General features: G+C 55.4%; 24 protein-coding genes and 6 tRNA genes. 12 read left to right on the plus strand and 18 right to left on the minus strand.

Annotated elements, in window-relative coordinates:
* Positions 1–139 precede the first annotated feature (139 nt).
* A complete protein-coding gene (gene pheA / locus H3L93_RS07865) occupies positions 140–1,216 on the minus strand; it encodes a prephenate dehydratase (protein ID WP_040558136.1) in 1,077 nt (358 codons plus the stop codon).
* A gap of 380 nt (positions 1,217–1,596) precedes the next feature.
* Between pheA and H3L93_RS07870 the strand changes: the two genes are divergently transcribed.
* From H3L93_RS07870 to H3L93_RS07880, 3 genes are all read left to right on the plus strand, one after another.
* Positions 1,597–2,724, plus strand: coding sequence for a M23 family metallopeptidase (locus H3L93_RS07870; RefSeq protein ID WP_003794422.1), 1,128 nt, complete (start codon positions 1,597–1,599; stop codon positions 2,722–2,724).
* 185 nt (positions 2,725–2,909) lie between these two features.
* Positions 2,910–3,896: a 3-deoxy-D-arabino-heptulosonate 7-phosphate synthase gene (locus H3L93_RS07875; RefSeq protein ID WP_040558135.1), complete on the plus strand. Its 987-nt coding sequence runs from the start codon at positions 2,910–2,912 to the stop codon at positions 3,894–3,896.
* A 129-nt stretch (positions 3,897–4,025) separates the two neighbouring features.
* Positions 4,026–4,808 (plus strand): lysophospholipid acyltransferase family protein, encoded by a 783-nt coding sequence (locus H3L93_RS07880; protein WP_003794415.1) that lies wholly within the window; start codon positions 4,026–4,028, stop codon positions 4,806–4,808.
* A gap of 185 nt (positions 4,809–4,993) precedes the next feature.
* On the opposite strand, the gene H3L93_RS07885 is transcribed toward H3L93_RS07880, so the two are convergent.
* Positions 4,994–6,013, minus strand: coding sequence for a DUF2167 domain-containing protein (locus H3L93_RS07885; protein ID WP_003794414.1), 1,020 nt, complete (start codon positions 6,011–6,013; stop codon positions 4,994–4,996).
* 150 nt (positions 6,014–6,163) lie between these two features.
* Complete coding sequence (locus tag H3L93_RS07890; protein ID WP_003794411.1) at positions 6,164–6,835, minus strand: helix-turn-helix domain-containing protein; 672 nt, start codon at positions 6,833–6,835, stop codon at positions 6,164–6,166.
* 194 nt (positions 6,836–7,029) lie between these two features.
* On the opposite strand from H3L93_RS07890, the gene hemN reads away from it, so the two are divergent.
* The 3 genes from hemN (at position 7,030) to pseC (ending at position 10,669) form a co-directional block, all read left to right on the plus strand.
* Positions 7,030–8,433 (plus strand): oxygen-independent coproporphyrinogen III oxidase, encoded by a 1,404-nt coding sequence (hemN, locus tag H3L93_RS07895; protein WP_003794409.1) that lies wholly within the window; start codon positions 7,030–7,032, stop codon positions 8,431–8,433.
* Between the two features lie 101 nt (positions 8,434–8,534).
* Positions 8,535–9,248, plus strand: coding sequence for a B3/B4 domain-containing protein (locus tag H3L93_RS07900; protein ID WP_003794407.1), 714 nt, complete (start codon positions 8,535–8,537; stop codon positions 9,246–9,248).
* Positions 9,249–9,490: 242 nt separating this feature from the next.
* Positions 9,491–10,669, plus strand: coding sequence for a UDP-4-amino-4,6-dideoxy-N-acetyl-beta-L-altrosamine transaminase (pseC, locus tag H3L93_RS07905; RefSeq protein ID WP_003794405.1), 1,179 nt, complete (start codon positions 9,491–9,493; stop codon positions 10,667–10,669).
* 202 nt (positions 10,670–10,871) lie between these two features.
* Here pseC and tmk read toward each other — a convergent pair whose 3' ends face one another.
* On the minus strand, positions 10,872–11,504 hold the full coding sequence (gene tmk, locus H3L93_RS07910) for a dTMP kinase (protein WP_003794401.1): 633 nt from the start codon (positions 11,502–11,504) through the stop codon (positions 10,872–10,874).
* A gap of 112 nt (positions 11,505–11,616) precedes the next feature.
* Between tmk and H3L93_RS07915 the strand changes: the two genes are divergently transcribed.
* Positions 11,617–11,841: an HP1242/YdcH family protein gene (locus H3L93_RS07915; protein WP_003794400.1), complete on the plus strand. Its 225-nt coding sequence runs from the start codon at positions 11,617–11,619 to the stop codon at positions 11,839–11,841.
* 401 nt (positions 11,842–12,242) lie between these two features.
* On the opposite strand, the gene H3L93_RS07920 is transcribed toward H3L93_RS07915, so the two are convergent.
* A complete protein-coding gene (locus H3L93_RS07920) occupies positions 12,243–13,742 on the minus strand; it encodes an alanine/glycine:cation symporter family protein (RefSeq protein WP_003794396.1) in 1,500 nt (499 codons plus the stop codon).
* A gap of 51 nt (positions 13,743–13,793) precedes the next feature.
* Positions 13,794–13,922 carry a hypothetical protein gene (locus tag H3L93_RS13355; RefSeq protein ID WP_281364990.1) on the minus strand — a complete coding sequence of 43 codons (129 nt, stop codon included), beginning with the start codon at positions 13,920–13,922 and terminating at the stop codon, positions 13,794–13,796.
* A 545-nt stretch (positions 13,923–14,467) separates the two neighbouring features.
* Between H3L93_RS13355 and pseI the strand changes: the two genes are divergently transcribed.
* From pseI to H3L93_RS07940, 4 genes are all read left to right on the plus strand, one after another.
* Positions 14,468–15,586 carry a pseudaminic acid synthase gene (pseI, locus tag H3L93_RS07925; RefSeq protein WP_246313965.1) on the plus strand — a complete coding sequence of 373 codons (1,119 nt, stop codon included), beginning with the start codon at positions 14,468–14,470 and terminating at the stop codon, positions 15,584–15,586.
* 87 nt (positions 15,587–15,673) lie between these two features.
* Positions 15,674–16,264 carry a DUF4291 domain-containing protein gene (locus H3L93_RS07930; protein ID WP_003794388.1) on the plus strand — a complete coding sequence of 197 codons (591 nt, stop codon included), beginning with the start codon at positions 15,674–15,676 and terminating at the stop codon, positions 16,262–16,264.
* 51 nt (positions 16,265–16,315) lie between these two features.
* A complete protein-coding gene (locus H3L93_RS07935; RefSeq protein WP_003794387.1) occupies positions 16,316–16,732 on the plus strand; it encodes a hypothetical protein in 417 nt (138 codons plus the stop codon).
* Between the two features lie 117 nt (positions 16,733–16,849).
* Positions 16,850–19,042 (plus strand): heavy metal translocating P-type ATPase, encoded by a 2,193-nt coding sequence (locus H3L93_RS07940; RefSeq protein WP_003794385.1) that lies wholly within the window; start codon positions 16,850–16,852, stop codon positions 19,040–19,042.
* Positions 19,043–19,148: 106 nt separating this feature from the next.
* On the opposite strand, the gene H3L93_RS07945 is transcribed toward H3L93_RS07940, so the two are convergent.
* The 4 genes from H3L93_RS07945 to radC all read right to left on the minus strand — a co-directional run bounded on the left by H3L93_RS07945 (position 19,149) and on the right by radC (position 21,901).
* Positions 19,149–19,877, minus strand: a complete 729-nt coding sequence (locus H3L93_RS07945) for an amino acid ABC transporter ATP-binding protein (protein WP_040558345.1) — start codon at positions 19,875–19,877, stop codon at positions 19,149–19,151.
* A gap of 105 nt (positions 19,878–19,982) precedes the next feature.
* Positions 19,983–20,390: a hypothetical protein gene (locus tag H3L93_RS07950; RefSeq protein WP_003794380.1), complete on the minus strand. Its 408-nt coding sequence runs from the start codon at positions 20,388–20,390 to the stop codon at positions 19,983–19,985.
* Positions 20,387–21,160, minus strand: coding sequence for a 16S rRNA (adenine(1518)-N(6)/adenine(1519)-N(6))-dimethyltransferase RsmA (gene rsmA / locus H3L93_RS07955; RefSeq protein WP_003794378.1), 774 nt, complete (start codon positions 21,158–21,160; stop codon positions 20,387–20,389). Before rsmA ends, H3L93_RS07950 begins: the two co-directional genes overlap by 4 nt.
* A gap of 48 nt (positions 21,161–21,208) precedes the next feature.
* Positions 21,209–21,901, minus strand: a complete 693-nt coding sequence (radC, locus tag H3L93_RS07960) for a RadC family protein (protein WP_003794376.1) — start codon at positions 21,899–21,901, stop codon at positions 21,209–21,211.
* Between the two features lie 59 nt (positions 21,902–21,960).
* On the opposite strand from radC, the gene H3L93_RS07965 reads away from it, so the two are divergent.
* Positions 21,961–22,119 (plus strand): hypothetical protein, encoded by a 159-nt coding sequence (locus H3L93_RS07965; protein ID WP_003794374.1) that lies wholly within the window; start codon positions 21,961–21,963, stop codon positions 22,117–22,119.
* A 240-nt stretch (positions 22,120–22,359) separates the two neighbouring features.
* Here the strand turns inward: H3L93_RS07965 and H3L93_RS07970 are convergent.
* From H3L93_RS07970 to H3L93_RS08005, 8 genes are all read right to left on the minus strand, one after another.
* Positions 22,360–22,449, minus strand: a tRNA-Leu gene (locus H3L93_RS07970).
* 18 nt (positions 22,450–22,467) lie between these two features.
* A tRNA-OTHER gene (locus tag H3L93_RS07975) sits at positions 22,468–22,545 on the minus strand.
* A gap of 11 nt (positions 22,546–22,556) precedes the next feature.
* A tRNA-Cys gene (locus H3L93_RS07980) sits at positions 22,557–22,630 on the minus strand.
* 46 nt (positions 22,631–22,676) lie between these two features.
* Positions 22,677–22,752, minus strand: a tRNA-Gly gene (locus tag H3L93_RS07985).
* A gap of 21 nt (positions 22,753–22,773) precedes the next feature.
* Positions 22,774–22,849 (minus strand) — tRNA-Gly (locus tag H3L93_RS07990).
* Between the two features lie 23 nt (positions 22,850–22,872).
* A tRNA-Gly gene (locus H3L93_RS07995) sits at positions 22,873–22,948 on the minus strand.
* 74 nt (positions 22,949–23,022) lie between these two features.
* Positions 23,023–23,586 (minus strand): CDP-diacylglycerol--glycerol-3-phosphate 3-phosphatidyltransferase, encoded by a 564-nt coding sequence (gene pgsA, locus H3L93_RS08000; RefSeq protein ID WP_003794372.1) that lies wholly within the window; start codon positions 23,584–23,586, stop codon positions 23,023–23,025.
* Between the two features lie 300 nt (positions 23,587–23,886).
* On the minus strand, positions 23,887–26,172 hold the full coding sequence (locus H3L93_RS08005) for a lytic transglycosylase (RefSeq protein ID WP_003794368.1): 2,286 nt from the start codon (positions 26,170–26,172) through the stop codon (positions 23,887–23,889).
* Positions 26,173–26,369: the final 197 nt, after the last annotated feature.

A 26,369-nucleotide genomic window follows, 5' to 3' on the forward strand; every position in this document is an offset into this window, starting at 1 on the left:
CTTTTACCGTTGATTAAAATAGCGATGATTCAACGTTGCCAAGCCCTTGTGCGACATTCGCACATGGCAGGCGTTGTCGCTTGATGTTGGAAATCGTCGCGTTGTTTACACTTTTTCAGGCTGCCTGTTCACATTCAAACTACAACACCGCCATCGGATAACTCCCCACCACCTTCACAAACGCCGCCGTCTCGCGCAGTTGCGCCAACGCCGCCTGCACGCGCCCATCCGATTCGTGCCCCTCAATATCAATGAAAAACAGATATTCCCAAAGCCCCGTGCGGCTGGGGCGGCTTTCAAACTTGGTTAGCGAAATCCCCGCCCGCGTCAAAGGCTCAATCACGCGATGCAGCATCCCCACCTGATTGGGCGCGCTCACAATCAGCGTGGTCTTATCCTTGCCGCTCGCCGTCGTATCCTGATGCCCCAGCACCAAAAAGCGCGTGGTGTTGTTCGGCTCGTCTTCAATGTTTTCCGCGATTTTCGTCAAGCCATAAATTTCCGCCGCCGTTTGGCTGGCAATCGCCGCCACATTCTCATCCAACTGCGCCAAGCGCGCCGCCTCGCCATTGCTGGACACCGCCACGCGCTGCACATCGCCGCCCAAATGCGCGTTTAACCAAAATTGGCATTGCGCCAACGCCTGCGCGTGCGCATACACCTTCTTCACGTTTTTCAGGCTGCCTGAAACGCTCAACAAATGATGATGAATCCGCAGCACCACTTCACCGCAAGCGCGCAACGGCGTGTTCACCAGCAAATCCAAAGTGCGCCCCACCGAGCCTTCCGTCGAATTTTCCACCGGCGCAACCGCATAATCCGCCTGCCGCGCCTCCACCAAGCGCACGCTGTCATCCACCGTGGTGCAAGGCACGGTAACCGCTGCATGACCAAAATGCTTAATCGCCGCCATTTGCGTAAACGTGCCCATCGGGCCCAAATAAGCAATCGTCAGCGGACGCTCCACCGCCAAGCATTCGCTCATCACTTCGCGGAACAAGCGCGCCACCCCCTCATCCGGCAAAGGCCCCTCGTTCAAATCCTTAATCCGCTGCAACACCTGCGCCTCGCGCTCGGGACGATACACCGCCCCCGTGCCTTTCAGCGCGCCAATCGCCCGCGCATGCGTTGCCCGCTCGTTGAGCAAAGTTAAAATTTGCCGGTCAATCGCATCAATCGCATTGCGGTGCGGCAACAATTTATCATCCATCGACATCGTTCTAGCCCAAAGCAAAAGCGCATATTTTACCGAAATCGCGCCGTTTATAGTGAATTCAATTGGAACGGGCACAAGGCGGCAAAGCATTGTAATCGCGCAAATTTGATTCACGGTATGCAGGATAATTTTCAGGCTGCCTTTGCATGGGCGGCATTGCAGTTCCCGGCATGGGCAAGCATAGGCAAACCCGCCCGCCCAAACATTGCGGCAGCCTGAAAACAGGATTTCGCTTGCGCCTTCCCAACGCGCCCCATGCCCGCGCACAGGCAGCCCACCCGGCAAAGCGAAAACTTGCCCAATGCCCCAGCAAAACGGTATGATTACGCCCGTTTGCAGCCATTTGCTGCGCGTGTTTTTATCTAGAAAAGGGTAGCTCTATGAAACTTCGCTCCATTTTAACTTTGGCAACAGCCGCAGCCTTATTGACTGCGTGTTCCGCTGCCAAAAATTCCGCGCCCGTTGTGGCGGGCAATGGCGTAGGCGGCAGCAGCACCGCATCGCCCTACACCCCAAGCACCGCCACCCCCTACGACGGCACCGCCGCAGGCACAACCGCCGGCGCGGGCAACCCCTACGGCGCAACGCCCTACACGCCCACCCCGTCCACCGTTTACACCCCAAGCACCCCAAGCACCCCCAGCACGCCCGTTGCCAGCGGCAGCGCATACAACCACCCGGCAGGCGCTTACCCCAGCGTGGATGTGAACGCCACCTTCCACCAAGTTGCCCCCGGCGACACCTTATACAACATCGCCAAACGCTATGGCGTGAGCCAAGACAACATCCGCGCATGGAACAACATGCCCGACGACACCGTAAAATTGGGGACCAGCCTGCGGGTAAAGCCCACTAGCGCGAGCGGCGCATCATACGGGAACACCAGTTCAGCCACAGGCAGCTACCGAGTAGTTTCGGGCGACACGCTATACAGCATCGCCCAACGCCACGGCATGACCGTAAGCCAGCTTCGCGCGGTAAACCATCTGCAAGACGAAAACCTCCGCGTGGGACAAACCTTGCGCGTAACAGGTACAGCCGTTGCCAGCACGCCCGCAGTTCAACCCACGCCCGTTGTTACTACAACCACCACAACCAGCGTAACCCCCCCACCAACACCAACCATTGCCGCATCCGGCAAAACCGCCAGCCACGCAGGGCTGACATGGCAAAACCCGCTGGCGGGCGCGAGCATCGGCAAAGCGTTTAGCAGCAGCACGCGCGGCGTAGAGCTGCAAGGCTCGGCAAACCAAACCGTTGTCGCCGCTGCCGACGGACAAGTGATTTTCAGCGGCAACGGCCCGCGCGGCTACGGCAAGCTGGTGGTGGTGCAACACAGCCCCAATTTGCTCACCGCATACAGCAACGGCGACAACCTGATTGTGAAAGAGCAAGAGCGCGTGAAACGCGGGCAATCGCTCGCGCGGCTGGGCAGCGCAGGCAAACTGCATTTTGAAGTGCGCGAAAACGGCACGCCTGTAAACCCGAGCAACTACATCCCGTTCTAAACGGGCAGCACAGCAGGCAAGGGGATGGTTTCCTTGCCTGTTTTTGTTTTTCAGGCTGCCTAATGGGGCGGGGGCAGCCTGAAAATCATCATTCTTTTGCTCCCGCCGCCTAGTTGCTTACAGCCCGACATATCGCCCTGCATTGAGCCAAACCAAGGCAGCCTAAAATTCCGAAAGTAGCCCCCATGATTATCGTGATGCAACCGCACGCCAGCGAAGCCGCCGTGCAAAACGTCGTCCAATTTATCCGCGCCCAAGGCTTGACCGAACACCTGTCGCGCGGCACCGAACACACCATCATCGGCGCGGTCGGCGACGAGCGCGTGTTTGACGCCGCCCAAATCGAAGCCCTGCCCGAAGTGGAACGCGCCATCCGCATCATGCAAGACTGGCGCATCATCAGCCGCGAAGCATGGGCGGATGACAGCCAAATCATCATCCGCGGCATTCCGTTCGGCGGCACAAACGCGCCGCAAACCATCGCCTACATCGGCAGCCTGAAAACCGCAGGCTTCAACGAAGTTAAAACGGGCAAAGCGAGTTCCTGCGCAGCGGAAACCGAAGGCGGCAACGAAACCGAAACAAGCAAACCCCAATCCCACGCGGCTGAAATAAGCGAAGTGCATGCCCTCGCCGTGCTGCTGGATCCCTTCTATCTCCCCGCCAATCCCTACGCCCCCGACAACAACGCCGGCGAAGCCGACATCGCCCGCCAACTGCAACACTGCGGCGCCCATTGGCACCGCGCGCAAAAAGCTGTTGCCGTTCGCATCCGCGACAGCGCACACATCCAAGCCGCGCTCAACGCCGAAGCCGATTTGCTCTATTTGGGCGGCGAACTCATCAACAACCGCCATATCCTGCACGAACTGGGCAGCCTGAATGTGCCCGTTGTCGTTTGCAAAGACATCCACCACACCGTGCGCGACTGGCTGATTGCCGCCGAACAAATCGCGCTGCGCGGCAACCAGCACATCCTGCTGGGCGAAGCCGGCACGCTGAGCCTGCACAGCGCGCCCGTCCGCCTGGACGTAGAAGCCATCGCCCAAGCCAAGCAGCAAAGCCACCTGCCCGTGCTGGCAAACATCAGCACGCTCGCCCACCGCCATATGCCCGTCGCCACCCTGCGCCGGCTCGCCATCGCCGCAGGCGCAGACGTGATTATTGAATAGGCAGCCTGAAAACCAAAATAAAACCACAACGGCTCATTTGCCCAACCGTTACCCCCAAGGCAGCCTGAAAACGAACGCAGCGATTTCAGCGAAACCTCAACCCATCCACCCCAACCATCCCCAACCGCCATGCCCCAAAAAGCCCCCATCCGCAAACGCATCGCCCGTATTTTCAAACTCCTGATTTGGCTCTACCACACAGGACGCAACCTGCGCCGGCTTGACCACGCCACCGACGAACAACGCGCCGCCACCCTGCGCCACATGGGGCAAAGCTGCCTGGACACACTCGGCATCCAAACCCACGTTGAAGCCCCCAACGGCAACCAAGCGCAACACGGTCTGCTTATCGCCGCCAACCACGTCTCATGGCTGGACATCTTCGTGATTACCGCCCTCTATCCCGCCAGCTTCATCGCCATGCAAGAGCTCAAAAACTGGCCCATTATCGGCAAAATGGTAACCAACGCAGGCACGGTGTATATAGACCGCAGCAACCGCAAAGACATCAACATTATCAACGCCGCCATCTCCCGCGTGTTGGAAGCCAACGGCAACGTCTGCTTCTTCCCCGAAGCCCGCACCACGCTGGGCAACGGTATGCTCCCACTCAAAGCCGCCCTGTTTCAGGCTGCCCTAGACAGCAACGCCCCCGTGCAGCCCATCGCCATGCGCTACTACAATGCCAACGAGCGCACCACCGCCGTATCGTTTGCCAACGCCAACCTGTTCCAATCGCTGTGGCGCATCGTTTCCATAGAACAAATCAACGTCAAAGTAACCATCGCCGCGCCGCTGCTGCCCCGCGATTTGCCCGAAAACGACCGCTTTTTGCTCAAAGACAAAGTGGAACAAGCCCTGCTGCCGATTGTGTTGTCCGATAGCCCCAATCCCGAGCAAGTGATGCCGTAATTGCAAACGGAAAACGCTTTCAGGCTGCCTCAATCACCAAAGGCAGCCTGAAAATCAAAATAGGGCGCAACGGCTTGCCGCTCAATCTAATAGGATGAAGCCAGCAATGCGTTAATTGCGTATTGGGCTGTTGATACGTTTTCAGGCTGCCTCAATCGCCAAAGGCAGCCTGAAAACACTCTCGCTTACTTATCCTTCTTCCGCCCAAACCGCCCCTTCAACCCCGCGCCCAAGCCCACCGCTGCCAGCGCAATAATCTTGCCAAACTTCACAAAAAACGCGCCAATCACCGCCAGCAAGCCCAGCTTTTTCGCCGCCACGCCGCCAATCAACGCCGCCAAACCATATTCCGCCACCTTATCGGTGGTTGCGTTAAAGTCCGCATAGCGCAAGCCTTGGTTGAACTCAATATTACTCAACAGCTCGCGCGCCACAGGTTTCATCTTGTCAATTTCTTTCAAATCCGTAACCAGCGTAAGGCTGATGTAGCCCTTTCTGCCGAGTTGAAACGTATTGTAGTTCACCGCAGGGTTTTCATCCTTGCCGCCTTTTTCATACACATCAATAGACCAAATCAAACGATGCGTCGCCGCGTCATACTGCGGTTTTTCAATCCAGCCGCGCGTTTCCGTTTCCGCTATCCCTTTGGATTTTCGCACTTTATTTTGCTCTTCGTTGCCCGCTTTAAGCTCGTTGAGCATCGCTTCCGTGTCCCATTCTTTCGCGTCATCGTCTTTAATATAGCCCGAATCCACATAATCCAAATCCACCCACCAAGTAACATCCTCGCCCTCTTTCACCTCGGGCAATATCAAGCCATAGCGGTTGGGATTAGAACTGTTGCCATGTTCCACCATCAGCGCATTCGCCGCCTCTTTTTTGATGAACAACATCCCCGCAGGCAGTTTCAGGCTGCCTTCTGCGCCCAAAGGGATGGTGGCGGGGCCTTTGATGGTGTCCTCATCCACGCCGTTTTCTTCGGCTGGCTTGGAGGCGGCTTTTTCGGCTTGCTTGCCGTTATTCGCCTGTTTGGTTCGGTTGGCATGCTTACGCGCCGCCTCTTGGGCACTTTTTTCCAACTGCGATTGCCCCGCCGTATTCGGCTCGTTGTCAGACTGATTCGCCGCAATTCCCGCAGCCGAAGACAACGCCAACAGCGCACACAAAACCGCGCCAGCCAATTTTTTCTGATTAAACTGATTCATCCAACAGTCCTTGTTCACAGGTAAACATAAGCTCCTATCCGAGCCGTAAAAACGTTTTCAGGCTGCCTCAATCCTCCGAGGCAGCCTGAATTTTAACCTAAAAACAGAAATCTTAACAAAAATTATCGTATGCTTAACGAGCAATACAGCCTAATACTCCCGCCGCTCTTGGCAGCCTGAAACCAGCGCCTGCAAATCGCGCGGCAACAAAATACGGATATGCTTATGCTCCACATCAATCAAGCCGTCTTGCTTGAATTTAGACAGCGTGCGGCTCACTGTTTCCAGTTTCAGCCCCAAATAGCTGCCGATTTCCTCGCGCGACATCCGCAAAATAAAATCGTTTGCCGCAAAACCGCGCACATACAAACGATCCGACAAATTCAGCAAAAACATCGCCAGCCGCTCTTCCGCCCGCATATTGCCCAAAAGCAGCATCACCGTTTGGTTACGCACAATCTCGCGGCTCATCAAGCGCAAAACGTGCAGATAAAGCTGCGGGATTTTCTCGCTCAACTCGTCGATTTGGTCAAATGGCAGCTCGCACACCTCGCTGTCTTCCAGCGCCACCGCGTCGCAAGCATATTTGCCCAAGCAAATCCCGTCCGTGCCCACCAATTCGCCCGACATAAAAAAACCCGTAACTTGGTCGCGCCCGTCTTGCGTGCTCACCGCCGTTTTGAAAAACCCCGTGCGGATGGCAAACAAAGAAGTGAACGTTTCCCCCGCATGAAATAAGAATTCTCCTCTCTTTACACGGCGATTTTGTTTCAACACAGCGCCAATTTGGTTAAAATCCTCCTCCTGAAACCCAACGGGCATGCAGATTTCTTTTAAGGAACAATGTGTGCATTGCGTTTTGCAAATGGGCAGCCTTGACATAATTCTTTGCAGTCCTAAATAGTTAGTTGGTCTAGTTATATTGTCTAATTGATAAAACTTTACATTACTTGTAAAGCCAACACCAATTTTAACAAAATTTGATTAAAAGCAAAATTATTTACTTAACCACCACCATGAAAACCATCACCATCGCACCACACACACCCACGCTGTTTGACTTTGACCGCGAACTCATCGCCAGCCTGCCCGCCAGCGGGCCGCGCTACACCTCCTATCCCACCGCCGACCGCTTCCATGACGGTTTCAGGCAGCCTGAATACGTTTCCGTGCTGGAAAACACGCTTTCAGGCAGCCTGAAACCCGTTTCGCTTTATGTCCACATCCCGTTTTGCAACGTGATTTGCTATTACTGCGGCTGCAACAAAGTCATCACCAAAGACACCAGCAAAGCCGACGAATACTTAACCTATCTGGAAAAAGAAATGGCGCTGCTCGCCCCGCATTTGCACGGCAGGCACAAACTTGCCCAGCTTCATTTCGGCGGCGGCACGCCCACGTTTTTGAGCGACGCGCAGTTGGAGCGCGTGTTCCGCATGATACGCGAGCATTTTGAATTGCTGCCCGACGGCGAATATTCCATTGAAATCGACCCGCGCAAGGTGAGCCGCGAAAGCGTGTTCAAACTGGGCGAACTGGGCTTTAACCGCATGAGCGTGGGCATTCAAGATTTTGACCCCAAAGTTCAGGCTGCCGTAAACCGCATCCAAACGGTGGAAGAAACGCGCGAAGTGATTGAAGCGGCGCGCGAAGCGGGGTTCAAATCCATCAGCGTGGATTTGATTTACGGGCTGCCGCATCAATCGGTGGCAAGCATCAAGCCCACGCTGGAAACCGTGCTCTCGCTGTCGCCCGACCGCCTTGCGCTGTATCACTACGCGCATCTGCCGCATATTTTCAAGCCGCAGCGGCGCATTGACACCAACGCCGTGCCATCAAGCGAAGAAAAATTGGATATTTTGCAATACGCGGTGAAGCTGTTGGACGAGCGCGGCTATGTGTTTATCGGCATGGATCATTTTGCCAAACCCGAAGACGAACTGGCGATTGCGTTGCGCGAAGGGCGTTTGCAGCGCAATTTCCAAGGCTATTCCACTTATGCCGATTGCGATTTGGTGGCGATTGGCGTGAGCAGCATCGGCAAAATTGGCAACACATACAGCCAAAACCAGCGCGATTTAAACGATTACTACGCCGATTTGGACGCGGGCAAACTGCCCGTGATGCGCGGCTATGAACTGAATGCTGATGACGTGATGCGCCGCCAAATTATCCAAGATTTGATGTGCCGCTTTGCGCTGGAACTGGCGGATTACCAAGCCGATTTTGCCGATTACTTTGCCGAGGAAATCCCCGATTTGCAACGCATCGCCGCGCTGGGCTTGATTGAATGGCAGCCTGAAACGGGCAGCCTGAAAGTTACCCCGAAAGGGCGTTTTTTGATTCGCAACATCGCCATGATTTTTGATTACTACTTGCGGCATAAGGAAACCAAAGCCAAGTATTCGCAGACGGTTTAAAGCAGATTTTCAGGCTGCCTATTGCGCGTAAACAATAGGCAGCCTAAAAACGCAAGCAGAGCAAGGCGCACATATTATTATCCATCCAAAAAGGAAACCCCATGACCCAACAATTCATCGTCGATGCCAGCTTCTGGCAACTGTTCCCGCAAGCCCAGCTCGCCGTGCTGATATTAGACAACATCAACAACCAAGGCGAATCCAGCCCCGCCATCAAACAGCTTTTGGCAGAAGCCAACCTCGCCGCCAAAAAGCATCTCACCGCCGAACAGCTAAGCCAAAACCCCGCCGTTGCCGTGTGGCGGGAAGCCTATCAGCAATTCAAAACCAAAAAAGGCGTGCGCAGCAGCATAGAAGCCCTGCTCAAACGCATAGAGCAAGGCAAAGGCGTAGGCAGCATCAACCCGTTGGTGGACATCTACAACGCCGCTAGCCTCACATACGGCTTGCCCTGCGGCGCGGAAGATATTGACACCTTTGTAGGTAACCTGAAACTGCACATCACCCAAGGCGGCGACGAATTTTTCGCGCTCGGCGACGAAGAAAATTCACCCACACTGGCAGGCGAACTCTGCTACACCGACAATGTAGGCGCAGTGTGCCGCTGCTTCAACTGGCGCGACGGCAAACGCACCATGATTACAGCAACCAGCCGCCGCGCGTTTGTCGTGCTGGAATATCCCAACGCCGGCCGCCGCGCCGATTTGGAAGCCGCGCTTGCCGACATCGCCCGCCACGCGCAAGCCGAACTGGGCGCAAACGTTGTGCGCCAAGCTATTTTGACCGCCGATAATCCCGCGATTGACTTGAATTAACCGTTTGCTTTTGCCAGCGCACGGCTTGCCAGCAAGCCGTAGGAGCGCGGGAAAAGTTTCAGGCTGCCTCACATCGCGCCCGCGCCTAAGCAGCCTGAAAACGCCACACCCCCCAAAGGCAGCCTGCATAATGAAGCCAAGACCAAAGGCAGCCTGAAAATCACCCAAACGGCTTTTCAGGCTGCCTAACACATCCGTTCAATGCCACTCAGCCCATCCGCAAAATCCCCAAAGGACACCCCATGATTCCCTACGGCCGCCAAACCATTTCACAAGACGACATCGACGCCGTCGTTTCCGTGCTCCAATCCGACTTTCTCACCCAAGGGCCGCAGGTGCCTGCCTTTGAAGGCAGCCTGAAAAGCTATTGCGGCGCCGCGCACGCCGTTGCCGTGAACAGCGCCACGTCCGCCCTGCACATCGCCTGCCTCGCGCTCGGCTTAAAACCGGGCGACATCGTATGGACCACGCCCATCACCTTCGTCGCCAGCGCCAACTGCGCCCTCTACTGCGGCGCAACGGTGGATTTTGTGGACATCGACCCCGCCACGCTTAACCTCTCCATCCCTGCACTAGAAGCCAAACTGCGCCAAGCCCAAGTTTCAGGCTGCCTGCCCAAAATCGTCATCCCCGTGCACCTGTGCGGCGAACCCTGCGACATGGCCGCCCTGCACCAACTCGCCCAACAATACGGCTTCAAAATCATCGAAGACGCCTCTCACGCCATCGGCGCCAGCTACCGCGGCGGCAAAGTCGGCAACTGCCGATACAGCGACATCACCGTATTCAGCTTCCACCCCGTTAAAATCATCACCACCGCCGAAGGCGGCGCCTGCCTCACCAACCACGCCGAACTCGCCGAGAAAATGGCGCTGTTACGCAGCCACGGCATCACCCGCAATCCCGCCGAAATGCACGGCGAACCCGACGGCGCATGGTTCTACCAACAAATAGACCTCGGCTACAACTACCGCATGACCGAGCTACAAGCCGCCCTCGGCGTGAGCCAGATGACGCGGCTGGACGAATTTGTTGCCCGCCGCCACGCGCTCGCCGAGCGCTACGACACCCTGCTCGCCGACCTGCCCCTTACCCTGCCCTACCGCCATCCCGACAACCGCTCCGCCCTGCATCTCTACCCCGTCCAAATACAACCTGAAAATATGCAGCCTGAAAGCGGCAAAACGCGCCGGCAAATATTCGACTACCTGCGAAGCCACGGCATCGGCGCAAATGTGCACTACATCCCCGTGCACACCCAGCCCTATTACCGCCAACGCTTCGGCTTTCAGCAAGGCGACTTCCCCGCCGCCGAAGCCTACTACGCCCGCGCCATCAGCCTGCCGCTGTATTTTGACCTTAGCGAAGCCGAGCAAGACACCGTGGTCGCCACGCTCAAACAAGCGTTTCAGGCTGCCTGATGCCGCACAGGTTGGCGTTCACCATAAACAACAAAACGCTGGTTATCCGCCAGCGTTTTTTGTTTACCCATCCATTTGTTAAGTTTTGCCAGAGCAAGCGTTTCGCCGCTTACCACGAGCAGGAGCAAGCCCCTGCACCCCGTGTAGCCCAACCTTTGCCGCCATTGCCCAAAGGCAGCCTGAAACGCTGTAAACCCATATTTCAGGCTGCCTTATCCACCCCAAACACCCCATCCAACACCCCTTCAATCTCCCCGCGCACCACCGCCTTATCCCGATTGCTATCCACCACCGCATAACGCTCAGGCGCAGCCGCCGCACGGCGCAAATACGCCTCGCGCACGCGCGTGAAAAAATCCGCCTCTTCCTGCTCAAAGCGGTCTTTCTCGCGGCTGCGCTCAATCCGCTGCAACGATACCGCCAGCGGCACATCCAGCAAAATCGTTAAATCGGGTTTCAGGCTGCCCTGCACCCAGTTTTCCAATATTTCAATCTGCCCATCGGGCAAACCGCGCCCGCCGCCTTGGTAGGCAAATGTGGCATCGGTAAAGCGGTCGGACACCACGCTCACACCCCGTGCCAGCGCAGGCAAAATCACATCCTCCAAATGCTGCCGCCGCGCCGCAAACATCAGCAGCGTTTCCGTGTGCAGCGAAACTTGGGTGGCGGGGTTGAGCAGCAAAGCGCGCAACGCCTCGCCCAGCGGTGTGCCGCCCGGTTCGCGCGTAAACAGCACGGGCAGCGCTTGCGCGGCAAACCAATCGCGAATCACGTTTAACTGCGTGGTTTTGCCCGCGCCGTCGATGCCGTCCAAAGTGATAAATTTTGCTAACATTGCCGGTCCTTTTGTAAAAAATCGCCGGCTATTGTATGGCAAAACAAGGGGCTTTGTTATAAAATGCTAACAAGAAAACAAGATTTCTCCACCCTTAGCAAAGGATTTGACCATGTTCCCAGAATTCCGCGACCTAATCAGCAAATTGAAACAAGAAGACGCACACTTCGCCCGCTTGTTTGACGAGCACAACGAGCTGGACGACAAAATCGCCGGCTTGGAAAACGACCCCGTTACCAGCGCCACCGCCGATGCCGAAGTGGCTGTGTTGAAACAGAAAAAATTGGCGCTGAAAGACGAGCTGTACGGCATTTTGAAAGCCGCCGCGAAGAAATAAGTTCCAGCCGTTTTAAGCACAACAACCGTTATCGCGAGATAACGGTTGTTTGTTTTTGGCTTGCAAAATCCGGTTTCAGGCTGCCTCGGGTACGCGCAAACACCCAAAGGCAGCCTGAAATCTAAAATGGCACGGCGGCTCATCGCCAAGTGCAAGTGGCTCTAATCAAACGGAGCATGACTGGTTTGCCCAAATGTCGACGAGCCGCCGACGCTCCATCGGTTGCGCGTTATGCAAAAGTTTCAGGCCGCCTCAAATCATGCAAACAAGGCAGCCTGCGTGGCGAAGCGGAGTGGCGAAGCCAAAACAAGCGAAGCTAAAACATCCCCCAAACGCCCCACACAAAAAGGCAGCCTGAAAACAAAAAACCGTTTTCAGGCTGCCTTTGCATCGCAACAGCATCACCAAATATTAGACTTAATCTTCCGTTTCAACACAGGATGCTCCGACAGCTTAAACTCAGGCTCTTTAATGCCGCGGCGCACTTTCACGCTGTAATCTTTCAGCAGCAACAACACCGTTTTATACATCAGCACAATCGCAATCAGGTTAATCAACGCCATCACGCCCATGGTCAAATCACCCATATCCCACACCACAGGCATCTCCGCCACCGCGCCAAAATACACAAAACCCAGCATCAGCAAACGGAACACCAGCAACACAAAGCGGTTGCCGTGCAAATATTTCACATTGGTTTCGGCATAGGCATAGTTACCAATAATCGTGGTGAAGGCAAACAAAAACAGCACCACCGCCAAAAATTGCTGCGCCCAGCCGCCAATTTGGCTTTCCAACGCCGCTTGCGTGAGCTGGATGCCGCTTAGCTCCGTGTTCATCGGCACGTTAGACAGCAAAATGATAAACGCCGTGCAAGAACACACCACAATCGTGTCAATAAACACGCCCAGCATTTGAATCAAACCTTGTGACACGGGATGCTTCACATCCGCCGCCGCCGCGGCATTGGGCGCAGAGCCCTGCCCCGCTTCGTTGGAATACAAGCCGCGCTTGATGCCGTACATCATTGCTTGCGACACGATGCCGCCCAGCAAGCCGCCGCCCACCGCCTTGCTGTTAAACGCATCCTGAAAAATCAAGCCCAACACGCGCGGAATCTCGCCCGCGTTCACAATCATCACATACAGCGCTACCAGCAAATAAACCACCGACATCAGCGGCACAACGCCTTCTGCCACCTTCGCCACGCGCCGCACGCCGCCAAAGATAATCGGCGCCGCCAGCAACACCAACACCGCGCCGATGGCGTGTTTATAAGTGTTCCAAACTTCTGCCGACACGCCGTCTTCCGCCGTCATATTCGCCGCCGATTGCACCGCCTGCACAATAGTATTGGCTTGGATGGATTGGTACACAAAGCCAAAACACACAATCAGGCTCACCGAAAACAGCACCGAGAGCCAATGCAGGTTCAGCCCGTGCGCGATGTAATACGCCGGCCCGCCGCGAAACAAGCCCGTTTTCTTATCGCGCACTTTATACAGCTGCGCCAACGATGATTCTGCAAACGCCGAAGCCATGCCAATCAGCGCCACCAGCCACATCCAAAACACCGCGCCCGCGCCGCCCATGGAAATGGCAATCGCCACGCCCGCAATGTTGCCCGTGCCCACGCGGCTCGCCAGCCCCGTTACAAACGCTTGGAACGAAGTAATCCCGTGCGGGTCGTTCGGGTCTTGGCGGCTGCCTGAAATCTCTTTCAGGCTGCGTCCAAACAGGCGAAACTGCACCAAGCCCGTGGTAACGCTGAAAAACACGCCCACGCCCAACAGCAGCCACAACAGCCACGCCCAAAGCGGCTCGCTAACGGTGTTCACCGCGCAATGCACGGCGTTCACCAACCCATCTTGCGAAAAGCAAGCAATATCTTTGTTATACATAAAACGTCCTTAAAAGAATTGAGGCAGCCTGAAAGCTGCCAAACGCTACTGTTAAGAATTGTAATACAAGCGGGCGGGCTGCCGCAAATTGTCGGGTGTAAATTGTTGGGGCGAAAGTGGGAAATTTTCGTGGAACGCCAAAGGCAGCCTGAAAAACAAAACCGCTTGGTGTTTTACCACGCGGTTTTTTGCTGAATAGATTGGCTTTCAGGCTGCCTAACGCTTCACAAATGTTTAATGCTACTGCCCATTCCCCTACGTCCAGCCGAATGGAGCATCCTTTTTTCGGAAAAAAGCGTGCGCTTGTTCGACGACGCACGAAGTGCGGCTAGTTCGCACGCGCCGAAAAAAGGATGCGCAGTGAGGGAAGTCTGCGAAGCAGACCTGCACGTCGGGGTCGCCTTTCTTTTGCTTTGAACCTGTATTCAACCTGTATTCATTGTCCACGCGACAGCTTTTGCGGCATAAAAGCATGAATACAAGGCGCAAAGCGCAGCAAGGTTGGGCACCTTGCAAGCATTTGCAACGCCGTAGCCATATTTTTAGGACGCAAAAGCTGTCGCGTGGATGATGAATGCAGGTTCACACTTTGGCGAAGCAAAGAAAGTAAGTCGCCCGCGCCGCGATAAGGCGCAAAGCCCAATCCATCAGAAACATAAAACGAAGCACAGCCAACGCCATCTTGACTTCACAAAACTCTGTTTTCAGGCTGCCTACTATCTTGGTTGTCCTCCCAAATAGGCAGCCTGAAAACCCCCAAACACGCTAAAATCTCATTTTCTTTTCTTAACATTCCCACCATGCAAATCAACCACCGCCCCATCGGCAACAACCACCCCCCCTACATCATCGCCGAAATGTCCGCCAACCATAACGGCAGCCTGAAAACCGCCTTGCGCATCATCAACGAAGCCAAAGCCGCAGGCGCCGATGCCGTCAAAATCCAAACCTACACCGCCGACACCATCACGCTCCCCAGCCGCGCCCCCGAATTCATGATTAACGGCGGGCTGTGGCACGGGCAATCGCTGCACGAGCTCTACCAAAAAGCCCACATGCCGTGGGATTGGCACGCGCCCCTGTTTGACTACGCCCGCGAAATCGGCATCACCATTTTCAGCTCCCCTTTTGACTTCACCGCCGTCGATTTGCTGGAAAGCCTGAACGCCCCCGCCTACAAAATCGCCTCGTTTGAAGCCATCGATTTGCCGCTCATCCGCCACGTCGCCCAAACCGGCAAGCCCATGATTATCTCCACCGGCATGGCGGATGCCAACGAAATCGCCGAAGCCATCGCCACCGCGCAAGACAACGGCTGCACCCAGCTCGTTGTGCTGCATTGCGTGAGCGGCTATCCCGCCCCCGCCGCCGATTACAACCTGCGCACCCTGCCCGATATGGCCGCCCGCTACGGCACACTCGTCGGGCTGTCCGACCACACGCTCGACAACACCACCGCCATCGTCAGCGTTGCCTTGGGCGCATGCGTGATAGAAAAACATTTCACGCTGGATCGCAACGGCGGCGGCGCAGACGACAGCTTCTCGCTAGAACCCGCCGATTTAGCCGCGCTTTGCCGCGACAGCAAAACCGCATGGCAAGCCTTGGGGCGCGTGGAATACGGCTTAAAATCCAGCGAACAAGGCAACGCGCAATTTCGCCGCTCGCTGTATTTCGTGCGCGACATGAAAGCGGGCGACACCATCGACGCAACCTGCATCCGCAGCGTGCGCCCCGGCTACGGCTTGCCGCCCAAGTGTTATGACGACCTAATCGGCAAACGGGTAACGCGCGACATTGCCGCCAACACCAAAACCAGTTGGGATTGCATTGAGGCAGCCTGAAAAGCCAAATACAAACCATAACTAAGGCAGCCTGAAACGCCCAAACCGTTTTTCAGGCTGCCTCCCAACCAATCAGGAAACAACAACATGACCACCCCGCCCAAACAAATCCGCGCCGTGTACACCGACACCACCATCCGCGTCTATCAGGCATACAGCGACGCCATCGCCGATACCGCGCTGGCGGCGGGGCGGTTCGTATCGCCGCCGTTCAAAATGGAACGCATGACGTGGATTAAGCCGTCTTTCTTATGGATGATGTACCGCGCAGGCTGGGGCGGCAAAGACGACAACCAAAAACGCATTCTAGCGATAGACATCAGCCGCAGCGGCTTTGAATGGGCATTGCACCACGCCTGCCTCAGCCACCCGCCCGCCGGCATGGACAGCGCAACATGGCAGCAAACCAAAGCCGCCCACCCCGTGCGCATCCAATGGGACCCCGAACGCAGCCTGAAACTAGAACCGCTGCCACACCGCAGCATCCAAATCGGGCTAACAGGCGAAGCCGTGCCGCGCTATGTCAACGAATGGATACAGAACATCAGCGAAATCACCGATGTGGTGCAAGAAATCCACGCGCTTATCGCCCAAGACAACCTTGCCGCCGCGCAAGCCCTGCTGCCGCCCGAGCGCGTTTACCCCTTTGACTGGGAGACGGATTTTCAGGCAGCCTGAAACGCCCAAACCGTTTTCAGGCTGCCTCAACCGTAAACAAGGAAACCCAAAATGTTCGCCCTGCCCAAACCACTTATCCTCGCCGCGCTGCTGCTTGCCGCGCCGTTTATCCAAGCAAAACCGCCTGTCAATTTAAACGACTGCAAGGCGCACGCCCAAAACATGGTGCAGGTTTACGCCGTTGCCATCGCTTGCGAAAAAACCCAAGATGCCGAGCTGGAAGAACTGGTTACAAGATTCGCCCCAGCAAACGAAGACTATTTGGATGCCTGCAAAAAGCTGGGTATGACGCGCGAAATAGAAAAAGCATGGTTTAACGCCGAAGAAAACAAGATGGAACGGCTGCTGGCGAGCCGATACAAAATCAGCCCATCCGATTCCAGCGAAGCGCGCGAGCAAAAAAACGCCGCCTATTGCCAAGACGAGCTGCCGCGTTTGAAAAAACGCTTGCAACGGCTGTTTCAATAATCCGCGCATAAAAGGCAGCCTGAAACCACCCCCAACAGCATTTTCAGGCTGCCTCTTGACCCTACCCCCGAGTAAACCCTTACGCTTGTCGCCATCTAATCCACAAAGGGAAGCAAAATGTCCACCCAACACATCAATTTGCAAATTGACGGCATGACCTGCCAAGCCTGCGCCAGCCGCATTGAAAAAGTGCTCAACAAAAAAGATTTCGTTGCCAACGCCAGCGTGAACTTTGCGGGCGAAACCGCGCAAGTAGAATACGACGACGCGCAAACCACGCCCGAAGAGCTGATGCAAATCATCCAGAAAACAGGTTATCAGGCTGCCCTTAAAACCAGCGCGCTGCCCGAAATGCAGCCTGAAAACGCAAACCTATGGCGCAGCCATTGGCGTACTTGGCTACTGCTGATTCTTGCCGCGCCGTTTATGCTCGGCATGGTGGGCATGCTGTTTGGCGTTCACACGCTGATGCCGCCCGCTTGGCTGCAAATTGCCCTTGCCAGCATCGTGCAGCTTTGGCTGGCGATTCCATTTTATAAAAGCGCCATCGCCAGCGTGCGCGGCGGTTTGGCGAATATGGATGTGCTGGTTTCCATCGGCACGCTGGCGATTTATCTCTATTCCATCGGCATGATGTTGGCAGGTCATCCCGTGCATCATGTTTACTTTGAAGCGGGCGTGATGGTGATTGCGTTTGTGTCGCTGGGCAAATTTTTGGAAGAGCGCACCAAACGCGGCAGCCTGAACAGCTTGGGGCTGATGATGCAGCTTACGCCGCGCCAAGTAACCGTGTTGCGCGGCACGCAATGGCAGCCTGAAAAGCTGGAAAACGTGCAAATCGGCGACACACTGCGCGCCGTGCAAGGCGAGCGCATCGCGGCGGATGGCGTGGTGCTATCGGGCGAAGCGTGGGCAGACGAAAGCCATTTAACAGGCGAGAGCCAGCCTGTTTACAAAACCGCAGGCAGCAAAGTGCTGGCGGGGTCTATCCTATCGGGCAGCGTGGACTACCGCGCCGAGCAGTTGGGCAGCAACACGCTGCTGGGCGACATGATGAACGCGCTGGCAGACGCGCAAGGCAGCAAAGCCCCCATCGCGCGGCTAGCAGATAAAGCCGCCGCCGTATTTGTGCCCACCGTTTTATCCATCGCCGCGCTTACCTTTATCGCCACATGGCTGTTTACAGGCAGCGCAACCAAAGCCCTTGTGCACGCCGTTGCCGTGCTGGTGGTGGCTTGCCCCTGCGCGCTGGGCTTGGCAACGCCCGCCGCCATCATGGCAGGCATGGGCGTTGCCGTGCGCCATGGCGTGTGGTTCAAAAACGCCGCCGCCATGGAGCAAGCGGGGCATATTGACACCGTGGTGCTGGACAAAACAGGCACGCTCACCCAAGGCAAGCCCGACATCGCCGCCATCTGGACTGCGCCGAATATCAGCGAAGATACGCTGTTTCAGGCTGCCGCCGCCGTGGAGCAACACGCCGTCCATCCGCTTGCCAAAGCCATTGTGTCGCACGCCGCCGAGCGCGGCATCGCCATCCCCACCGCCACACAGCCTGAAACCGAAGCAGGCGCAGGCTTGCAAGCACAAGTGGCGGGCATCGGCTTGGTGAAAGTGGGCAAGCCCGATTTTGCCAACCTAGACATGCAGGCGGTTTGGCAACAAGGGCAGCCTGAAAATGGGCAGCCTGAAAACGACATCTGGCAAATCGCCAGCCTTGTCGCCGTATCCATCAACGGCGAAGCCGCAGGCGCGTTTGCCCTTGCCGACCCGCTCAAACCCGACAGCGCCGAAGCCATCGCCCGCCTGCACGCGCACGGCATCGGCGTGTACATCCTCAGCGGCGATAATGCCGCCACCGTGTCGCACATCGCCAACGCGCTCGGCATAGACAGCCCACACGCCCACGGCAACCAATCGCCGCGCAGCAAAGCCGACTTCATCGCCCAACTCAAAGCACAAGGGCGCAGCGTGGCGATGGTGGGCGACGGCATCAATGACGCACCCGCCCTCGCGCTGGCAGACGTAGGCTTTGCCGTGCGCGGCAGCACCGATATTGCCGAACACAGTGCCGATGCCGTGCTGGTGCGCCAATCGGTGAACCAGTTGGCAGACGGCATCTTCATCGCCCGCGCCACGCTGAAAAACATCAAGCAAAACCTGTTTTTCGCCTTTATCTACAACATCCTCGGCATCCCGCTCGCTGCCTTTGGGCTGCTCACGCCCGTGATTGCAGGCGCGATGATGGCGATGAGTTCCGTGTCGGTGCTGGGCAACGCGCTGCGGTTGAAGAAGTTTCAAGCGCGGTAGACGTCGCGCCCGCCGCATAGGCAGCCTGAAACGCAGTTCGGAAAAACCAAAAAAAGCAGCCTGAAAACGCCATCACACGTTTTCAGGCTGCCTCTTTAATCTGCAATCAATGCGACATAATCTGACTCAAAAACTGCTTCGCGCGCTCCGTTTGCGGATGCTCAAAAAACTCATCGGGCTTGCGGTCTTCCAAAATCTGCCCGTGGTCCAAGAAAATAATCCGATCCGCCACCTCGCGTGCAAAGCCCATCTCATGCGTAACACACATCATGGTGATGCCCGACTGCGCCAAATCCTTCATCACCTTCAACACCTCGCCCACCATTTCGGGGTCAAGCGCGGAAGTCGGCTCGTCAAACAGCATCACCGCAGGCTGCATCGCCAAACCGCGCGCAATCGCCACGCGCTGCCGCTGCCCGCCCGACAGCTCGGTGGGATAAGCGTCTTTTTTGTGCGCCAAACCCACTTTATCCAACAATTCCATCGCCAGCTTTTCAGCAGCGGCGGCATCCATGTTTTTCACCTTAATCGGCGATAAGGTGATGTTTTCCAACACCGTTAAATGCGGATACAAATTGAAATGCTGGAACACAAAGCCCACCTCGGTGCGGATTTTGTTCAAATCGGTTTTGGAATCGGCAACGTTTACGCCGTCCACCCAAATTTCGCCGCTTTCAATTTTTTCCAACTGGTTCACCGTGCGAATCAGCGTGGATTTGCCGCTGCCCGAAGGCCCGCACACCACCACCACTTCGCCTTGGTGGATGTCCAAATTCACATTGTTAATCACATGGTTGCTGCCGAAATGCTTGTTTACGGCTTTGAAACTGAGCATGAGTTTCTGAGGGTTGATTTGGTTGGTCATGGTTTAAAACTTCCGTGTTGTATGAATGAAAAATTAAGTATTTACGGTTTTCAGGCTGCCTACCGTGCAAGCGAATCATTTTACCAAACGATGCCACAGCCACGGCGCAATCAGCCAAGATGCCACTGCCGGCGGCAGCAAAATCCAAACCGACACATCCAGCCAATCGTGGCTCGGCTGCCATTTTTGCGCTTGCCCCGCCGCCATTTTAAAAATATAAATCATGATTTCGCCTACCAACGGCACGCTGGAAAAATGGCGCGGTTCGGCATCACATCGCTGCGAATAAATGGCAGACAGCGGCATGGTAAAAGCATTGTTCAGCATCAAAAAACCTGCCGCCGCCAGCGGAAAATGCAGGGCAAGCGCTATCGCGCCGCCGCGATGCCAAGCCCACAGCAACCAGCACACAGGCAGCAAGACAGAAAGATAATGGGCTGATTTAATCGCGTTTTTCAACATATCAGGCAGCCTGAAAATCATTTATCCGCCAGCCAATTGCTCAACGCCACATATTTTTCCGCCGCCACTTCTTCCGCCCGTTGCGCGGGCAAAATGCCGACCGCTTGCAAATCCTCATCGCTGGCAACGCCTTTCAGATTATTGCGCAGCGTTTTGCGCCGTTGATGGAACGCCAAGCGCACCAAATCGGCAAATCGGGCAAAATCCCGCGCGATGCCGATGCGCCCTGCCACGGGAATCATGCGCACCACCGCCGAATCCACTTTGGGCGCAGGGATAAAACTTTCAGGCGGCACATCAATCAGGCTTTCCATATCAAAAAAGTATTGCAGCATCACGCTCAACCGCCCGTAGTCGTTGGTTTTGGGCGCGGCAACCATGCGCTCAACCACTTCTTTTTGCAGCATGAAGTGCATATCAATCACTTCATCCGCCACTTCTGCCAGCTTAAACAGCAGCGGGGTGGAAATATTATAGGGCAGGTTGCCCACGATTTTTTTGCGTCCAGCAATGCTGCGAAAATCAAAATTCAACACATCGCCCTCATGGATCACCAGCTTGTTGGCAAATGGCTGTTTTTTCAGATGATTGATGATGTCGCGGTCAATTTCGCAAACGTGCAATTGATTGAGCTTGCGGGCAAGCGGCTCGGTAATCGCGGCAAGCCCTGGTCCAATTTCTATCACAATATCATCAGCTTGCGGGCGAACCGCGTTGACGATGTCGGTGATGATGCGAGTATCTTGCAGGAAATTTTGCCCAAAGCGTTTGCGGGCTTGGTGTTGAGTCATGGCGTTGGCTTGTGCAAAGAAAGGAGGGGGATTGTACTAAATTTCTTTTCAGGCTGCCTCAAAAGGCTGTAACCAGCCTTGCTGGGTAAACGATACGGTGGCAGCAGCGGTAACAATGATGTGATCCAGCAACACAATATCCAACAGGGCAAGCGCGGCATGGAGGCGTTGGGTAAAGGCAAAATCGGCGGGCGATGGTTTCAGGCTGCCTGATGGGTGGTTGTGAGCAAAAATCACGGCGGCGGCGTGGTGTTGCAGGGCAAAACGGGCGATTTCGCGCGGATAAGCCACGCTTTCGGACAACGTGCCCCGCGCGATTTCTTCGGCGGCGAGCAGGTGGTTGTTGGCATCCAAAAACAGCGCGAAGCTGATTTCCACGCGCTCATGCCCAATGCGCAGGCGCAAATAATCGCCCACCGCTTGCGGCGTGTTCAACAGCGAGGCTTGGCGCAATTCCTCGCCCAAGACGCGCCGCCCAATTTCCAACACGGTGGCAAACTGGGCGTAGGCAGCCAAGCCCATGCCCTTGTGTTTGCCCAGCTCGGCGGCAGACGCGTGCATCACGCCGCCCAAGCCGCCGTAGGCATCCAGCAGCGAGCGCGACAAATCCACCGCACTCATGCCCTGCGTGCCCACACGCAACAAAATCGCCAGCAATTCGGCATCGCTTAACGCGCTTGCGCCGCGTTCCAACAGTTTCTCGCGCGGGCGCTCGCTAGCAGCCCAATCTTTGATGCTCATGGCGACTCCTTTTGGGGTTATGGTTGGTGGGATGAAGGCAGCCTGAAAATGGATGTGGCATGGTTTGGCGAGACAAGCTGCATTTCAAAACACGTTTTCAGGCTGCCTACTATTTCATTGCGCTGATTTGCGAATGGCTGGGCGAAATGCTATTTGCTATCGTAAACAGTTTTCTACGGCGCTGCGAGCATTGCGCGGCACGAAACGAGCGCAAGTAGTTGAACAAAAAGCAGCACAGTTGTTCGCAGCAATTTGCTTACCCTGCCCACATGATAATTGAGGCAGCCTGAAAAAAGGGAAACTCCATTTTCAGGCTGCCTTTTATGCGGGTTTATTCGTTGCCATTATCTTCATCATCCAACCCATGCGCTCTAATTTTCGGGCGCGCAATCATCCGCCAACAGGCAAATTTAGATAAAAAAAATACTACCCGAATGAGTAGTAGTTTTATTGATGCTTGGTGCCCGAGACCGGAATCGAACCGGTACGTTCGTATTAGGAACGACGGATTTTAAGTCCGTTGTGTCTACCAATTCCACCACTCGGGCTAATGGACACTAACTAATTGGAGGCGGAGGCACGGATTTGAACCGACCTATACGAAAGTTGCACCTTTCGCAGCATAAACACTCTGCCACTCCGCCATAAATTAAGATGGAGGCGAGAGTCGGAATCGAACCGGCGTAGACGGATTTGCAATCCGCTGCATAACCACTTTGCTATCTCGCCCAAAATATTGAATTGTTTATTGATAATGGGATAAACAACTAGAATTTGGAGCGGGAAACGAGTCTCGAACTCGCGACCTCAACCTTGGCAAGGTTGCGCTCTACCAACTGAGCTATTCCCGCGTGAACATCATCAAGCAGAAGTGGAGCGGGAAACGAGTCTCGAACTCGCGACCTCAACCTTGGCAAGGTTGCGCTCTACCAACTGAGCTATTCCCGCCCTGTTTGATGAAGCAAAAAAATTGGAGCGGGAAACGAGTCTCGAACTCGCGACCTCAACCTTGGCAAGGTTGCGCTCTACCAACTGAGCTATTCCCGCTTTGTCTTTGCGCTAAAAGCAAAGAAGCCGCCATTATAGCGACTTCTGTTTTTGTGTCAAGTTGGTTTGTAAAATTATTTGAATTCGTGCCAAGCCATTTTAAGGTAGTAACACATGGACCAAACGGTGAGCACGGAAGCGATAAACATTAACGCGTTGCCGATGAATGAAAGTTGCACGCCCCATAGCGGAATTTCGTGCAACAGCAGGGCGAAAATGGCGGCCATTTGGGCGGCGGTTTTCAGTTTGCCGATATAGGCGACGGCGACGCTGTTGCGTTTGCCCATTTGTGCCATCCATTCGCGCAGGGCGGAAATGGTGATTTCGCGTCCGATGATGATCATGGCGTAGATGGCGAGCGTGCGGTCTAGTTTGACCAATAAAATTAGGGCGACGGCGACCATGAGCTTGTCGGCAACGGGGTCTAAAAATGCGCCAAAATCGGAAGTTTGTTTGAGATAGCGGGCGAGAAAGCCGTCTAACCAGTCGGTGATGCCTGCGGCGGCGAAGGTGGCAGCGGCGGCGATGTTGATGGCTTGGGGGGTGAACCAGTTTGCGGGGAGATAAAACAGGGCGGTGAATATGGGGATAAGCAGTATGCGCGCCCATGTAAGGTATATTGGGATGTTTAGTGGCATGGCGTGTCCTTAGGGTGTTTTTCAGGCTGCCTTTGGATGGGCAGCCTGAATGCGGGGATTGTAAACTTTTGTTAGCGTGGGCAACAAGTTTATTTACATTGCGGCGTGGGATTGTGGGGATTTGCGCGACACAAGCGGTTGGGCAATAAAAAAGTCGGATGGGAATCCGACTGGATAAGGCAGCCTGAAAAAGGTGGCGCGGCAAGTGTTGGTGTTGCTTGGCTTGCAATGCTGTTTTAGCTTCGCAGAAGCACGTAAACTCGCTTTCAGGCTGCCTTTGGGATAACGCGTATGCTGGGCTTATTTTTTGCGTTGTGTTTTGGCGGCGGGTTTTTCGCTTTTGGCTTTGTCTTTTTTGGCGGCTTCGGGTTTGCGCGCGCTTTGTTTATTGTCGTTTTTGCTGTCCTTTTTGTTGTCGGGCTTGGCGTTTTTGTGGCGGCTGTCGCTTTCGCGGTTATCGTGTGCTTTGGTTTCGGCTTTGCCTTTGGCGACGGCTTTAACCAGCTGAGGCTTGCTGGAATGTGCGTTGCTGGCGACTTTCAGCGTTTGCCCTGTTTTGATGTTGTTGCCTTTGATTTTATTGAGCGCGGCGAGCTCGTTTACATCCATGTTGTAGCGTTTGGCGATGCTGTATAAGGTGTCGCCGTTGCTGACTTTGTGTGTGCTGGTGGGAGCTTCGGCTTTGGCAACGGGCGCTTTGGCTTTTTCGGCGGCAAGTTGCTGCTGGCGTTGGCGCTCTTTGGCAGCACGCTGTTCGCTGGTGGCGCGGGCGCGGGCTTCTTGCGCTTCGGATTGCGCTAGGCTGGCTTTAACTGCTTCGCTGGCGTGATTTGCCTTGGCGGCTTCGGCGGCACGGATGCGCTCTTGCGAAGCGCGGGCAAGCTGCATGAGTTCGTCTTCGGCGGTGTTGTCGGCATGATGGGCGGTTTCAGGCTGCTTTTCGTTGCTGGCAACAGCATGGGCTACATCGCTGGCGCTGGCTGGCGTTTCAGGCTGCGTGGCTGTGCTGGCGACGATGGCATTTTCAGGCTGCTTAACGCTGTTTTGTGTAACCACAATCGCGGGCGTTTCAGGCTGCTTGCTGTTTTGGGCAACGCTGGTTGCTTTTTCAGGCTGCGCGTGCGGTTTGAAGACCACAACGGGCGTGGTGGGGATGGTGGTTTTTTCAGGCTGCTTGTTGTCTTGGGCGACCACGGTTGTGGTTACATTGGCTTTTTCAGGCTGCCTTATGCTGTTTTGCGTAACCACAATCGCAGGTTTTTCAGGCTGCTTGAAGGCATCGGGATGCGGCGTGGCAAGCACTACGGGCGTGGGCGCGGGGAAGCTGGCAGTGGTTGGCGCAGAAGTCGCCATATTGGCTACGCCCTTGCCCAGCACAGGCGCTTGTTCTTTAAACGTATCGGGCACAGGGTCAAAATCGGCTTTGGCAAATTCTGAGGCGGGCTTGATGCCTGAGGCGCGGTTTTTGTTCACCAAAATGGTGCGCCCTGCTTCCAGATAGGCGGAGCGGATGCCGTTGAGCCGTTGGATTTCGCTGATGCTGCTGCCTGTTTGGGCGGCGATGTCTTGCAGGGAGATGCGGCTGTTGGGGGTGTAAACGTCCCACGATAGCAGCGTGTTCAGGTCGGAATTTTTGTAGTTGCTTTCAAAGGTTTTGGCAGCCTGAATCGGCAGCAGCATTTGGCGGCTGTTGCCTTTGGGGATGAACACGGGGGTTTTGAAGGCGGGGTTCAGGGCAAGGAATTCGCTCTCGGGGATGTTGGCGAGAAACGCGGCGGCGCGGATGTCCAGCGGGGCTTTCACGTTGACGGTTTTGAAATAGGGTTCGGATTTGATTTCGGGCAGTTTTAGGCCGAATGCGCCGGGGTTGTTCACCAGATTGCGCACCGCGAGCAGCTTGGGCACATAGTTGCGCGTTTCGGCGGGCATTTTCAGGTTTTCGTAGGTGGGGGGAAGGCCTTGGGCGATGGCGCGGTTGACGGCGCGGGTTACGTTGCCTTCGCCCCAGTTGTAAGCGGCAAGCGCAAGCGACCAGTCGCCAAATAAGCCGTAAAGATATTGCAGATAGTTGAGCGCGGCATTGGTGGCGGCGTGCACATCGTGCCGCCCGTCGTAGAGCGGGGTTTGTTCCAGCCCGTAGTGCCGCCCTGTGGCGGGCATGAACTGCCACAAGCCCGATGCGCCGACGTGCGAACGCGCTTTGGTTACATACGCGCTTTCAATAAACGGCAATAGGGCGACTTCGGCGGGCATATTGCGTTTTTTGACTTCGTCGGTGATGTAATACATATAGGGGGTGCTGCGCTGGATGGTGCGGTTGAAATAGGCGCTGTTTTGGGCGAATTTGCTTTCGTGGCTGCGCACCAGCCCTGAATTGACTTCTTGCATGCGGAAGTTTTTGCGCAGGTTGTCCCATACGCTGCCGCCTGATAGGAAGGTGGCGATGGGGTTTTTGCTGAACGGGGTGTTTTGCAGTTGCATCATTGCCGCGCCCGTTTGGGCTGGTTTGTAAGTTTCGCCGTGCGCTAGGGTGGGGAGGATGAATAGGCTGCTGACGGCTAGGGCAATGTTTTTTATGGTTTTCATATTGACGGGAGGGTGTTCGTGCGAAAAAATAGGTTCGCATCGTAATGATATTAGCGTGTTGTGTCAAGCTAAGTGCTTGGCTTTAAAAGGTAAATATGTGCTTTACGGGGTTAGGAACCTATATTCACCATTCTCATAGGTATCTTATGCCCTAAAAACGCGGCTACCGCGTTAAAAATGCTGGCAAGATGTCTAAC

The sequence above is a fragment of the Kingella oralis genome (genome assembly GCF_014054985.1).
GTDB classification, from domain to species: Bacteria; Pseudomonadota; Gammaproteobacteria; order Burkholderiales; family Neisseriaceae; genus Kingella_B; species Kingella_B oralis.

Bases quoted from the DNA above. Each gene is read 5' to 3' on its own strand.
- pheA (WP_040558136.1), bottom strand. From the start codon at position 1,216: ATGTCGATGGATGATAAATTGTTGCCGCACCGCAATGCGATTGATGCG.
- H3L93_RS07870 (WP_003794422.1), top strand. From the start codon at position 1,597: ATGAAACTTCGCTCCATTTTAACTTTGGCAACAGCCGCAGCCTTATTG.
- H3L93_RS07875 (WP_040558135.1), top strand. From the start codon at position 2,910: ATGATTATCGTGATGCAACCGCACGCCAGCGAAGCCGCCGTGCAAAAC.
- H3L93_RS07880 (WP_003794415.1), top strand. From the start codon at position 4,026: ATGCCCCAAAAAGCCCCCATCCGCAAACGCATCGCCCGTATTTTCAAA.
- H3L93_RS07885 (WP_003794414.1), bottom strand. From the start codon at position 6,013: ATGAATCAGTTTAATCAGAAAAAATTGGCTGGCGCGGTTTTGTGTGCG.
- H3L93_RS07890 (WP_003794411.1), bottom strand. From the start codon at position 6,835: ATGCCCGTTGGGTTTCAGGAGGAGGATTTTAACCAAATTGGCGCTGTG.
- hemN (WP_003794409.1), top strand. From the start codon at position 7,030: ATGAAAACCATCACCATCGCACCACACACACCCACGCTGTTTGACTTT.
- H3L93_RS07900 (WP_003794407.1), top strand. From the start codon at position 8,535: ATGACCCAACAATTCATCGTCGATGCCAGCTTCTGGCAACTGTTCCCG.
- pseC (WP_003794405.1), top strand. From the start codon at position 9,491: ATGATTCCCTACGGCCGCCAAACCATTTCACAAGACGACATCGACGCC.
- tmk (WP_003794401.1), bottom strand. From the start codon at position 11,504: ATGTTAGCAAAATTTATCACTTTGGACGGCATCGACGGCGCGGGCAAA.
- H3L93_RS07915 (WP_003794400.1), top strand. From the start codon at position 11,617: ATGTTCCCAGAATTCCGCGACCTAATCAGCAAATTGAAACAAGAAGAC.
- H3L93_RS07920 (WP_003794396.1), bottom strand. From the start codon at position 13,742: ATGTATAACAAAGATATTGCTTGCTTTTCGCAAGATGGGTTGGTGAAC.
- H3L93_RS07930 (WP_003794388.1), top strand. From the start codon at position 15,674: ATGACCACCCCGCCCAAACAAATCCGCGCCGTGTACACCGACACCACC.
- H3L93_RS07935 (WP_003794387.1), top strand. From the start codon at position 16,316: ATGTTCGCCCTGCCCAAACCACTTATCCTCGCCGCGCTGCTGCTTGCC.
- H3L93_RS07940 (WP_003794385.1), top strand. From the start codon at position 16,850: ATGTCCACCCAACACATCAATTTGCAAATTGACGGCATGACCTGCCAA.
- H3L93_RS07945 (WP_040558345.1), bottom strand. From the start codon at position 19,877: ATGCTCAGTTTCAAAGCCGTAAACAAGCATTTCGGCAGCAACCATGTG.
- H3L93_RS07950 (WP_003794380.1), bottom strand. From the start codon at position 20,390: ATGATTTTCAGGCTGCCTGATATGTTGAAAAACGCGATTAAATCAGCC.
- rsmA (WP_003794378.1), bottom strand. From the start codon at position 21,160: ATGACTCAACACCAAGCCCGCAAACGCTTTGGGCAAAATTTCCTGCAA.
- radC (WP_003794376.1), bottom strand. From the start codon at position 21,901: ATGAGCATCAAAGATTGGGCTGCTAGCGAGCGCCCGCGCGAGAAACTG.
- H3L93_RS07965 (WP_003794374.1), top strand. From the start codon at position 21,961: ATGGTTTGGCGAGACAAGCTGCATTTCAAAACACGTTTTCAGGCTGCC.
- pgsA (WP_003794372.1), bottom strand. From the start codon at position 23,586: ATGCCACTAAACATCCCAATATACCTTACATGGGCGCGCATACTGCTT.
- H3L93_RS08005 (WP_003794368.1), bottom strand. From the start codon at position 26,172: ATGAAAACCATAAAAAACATTGCCCTAGCCGTCAGCAGCCTATTCATC.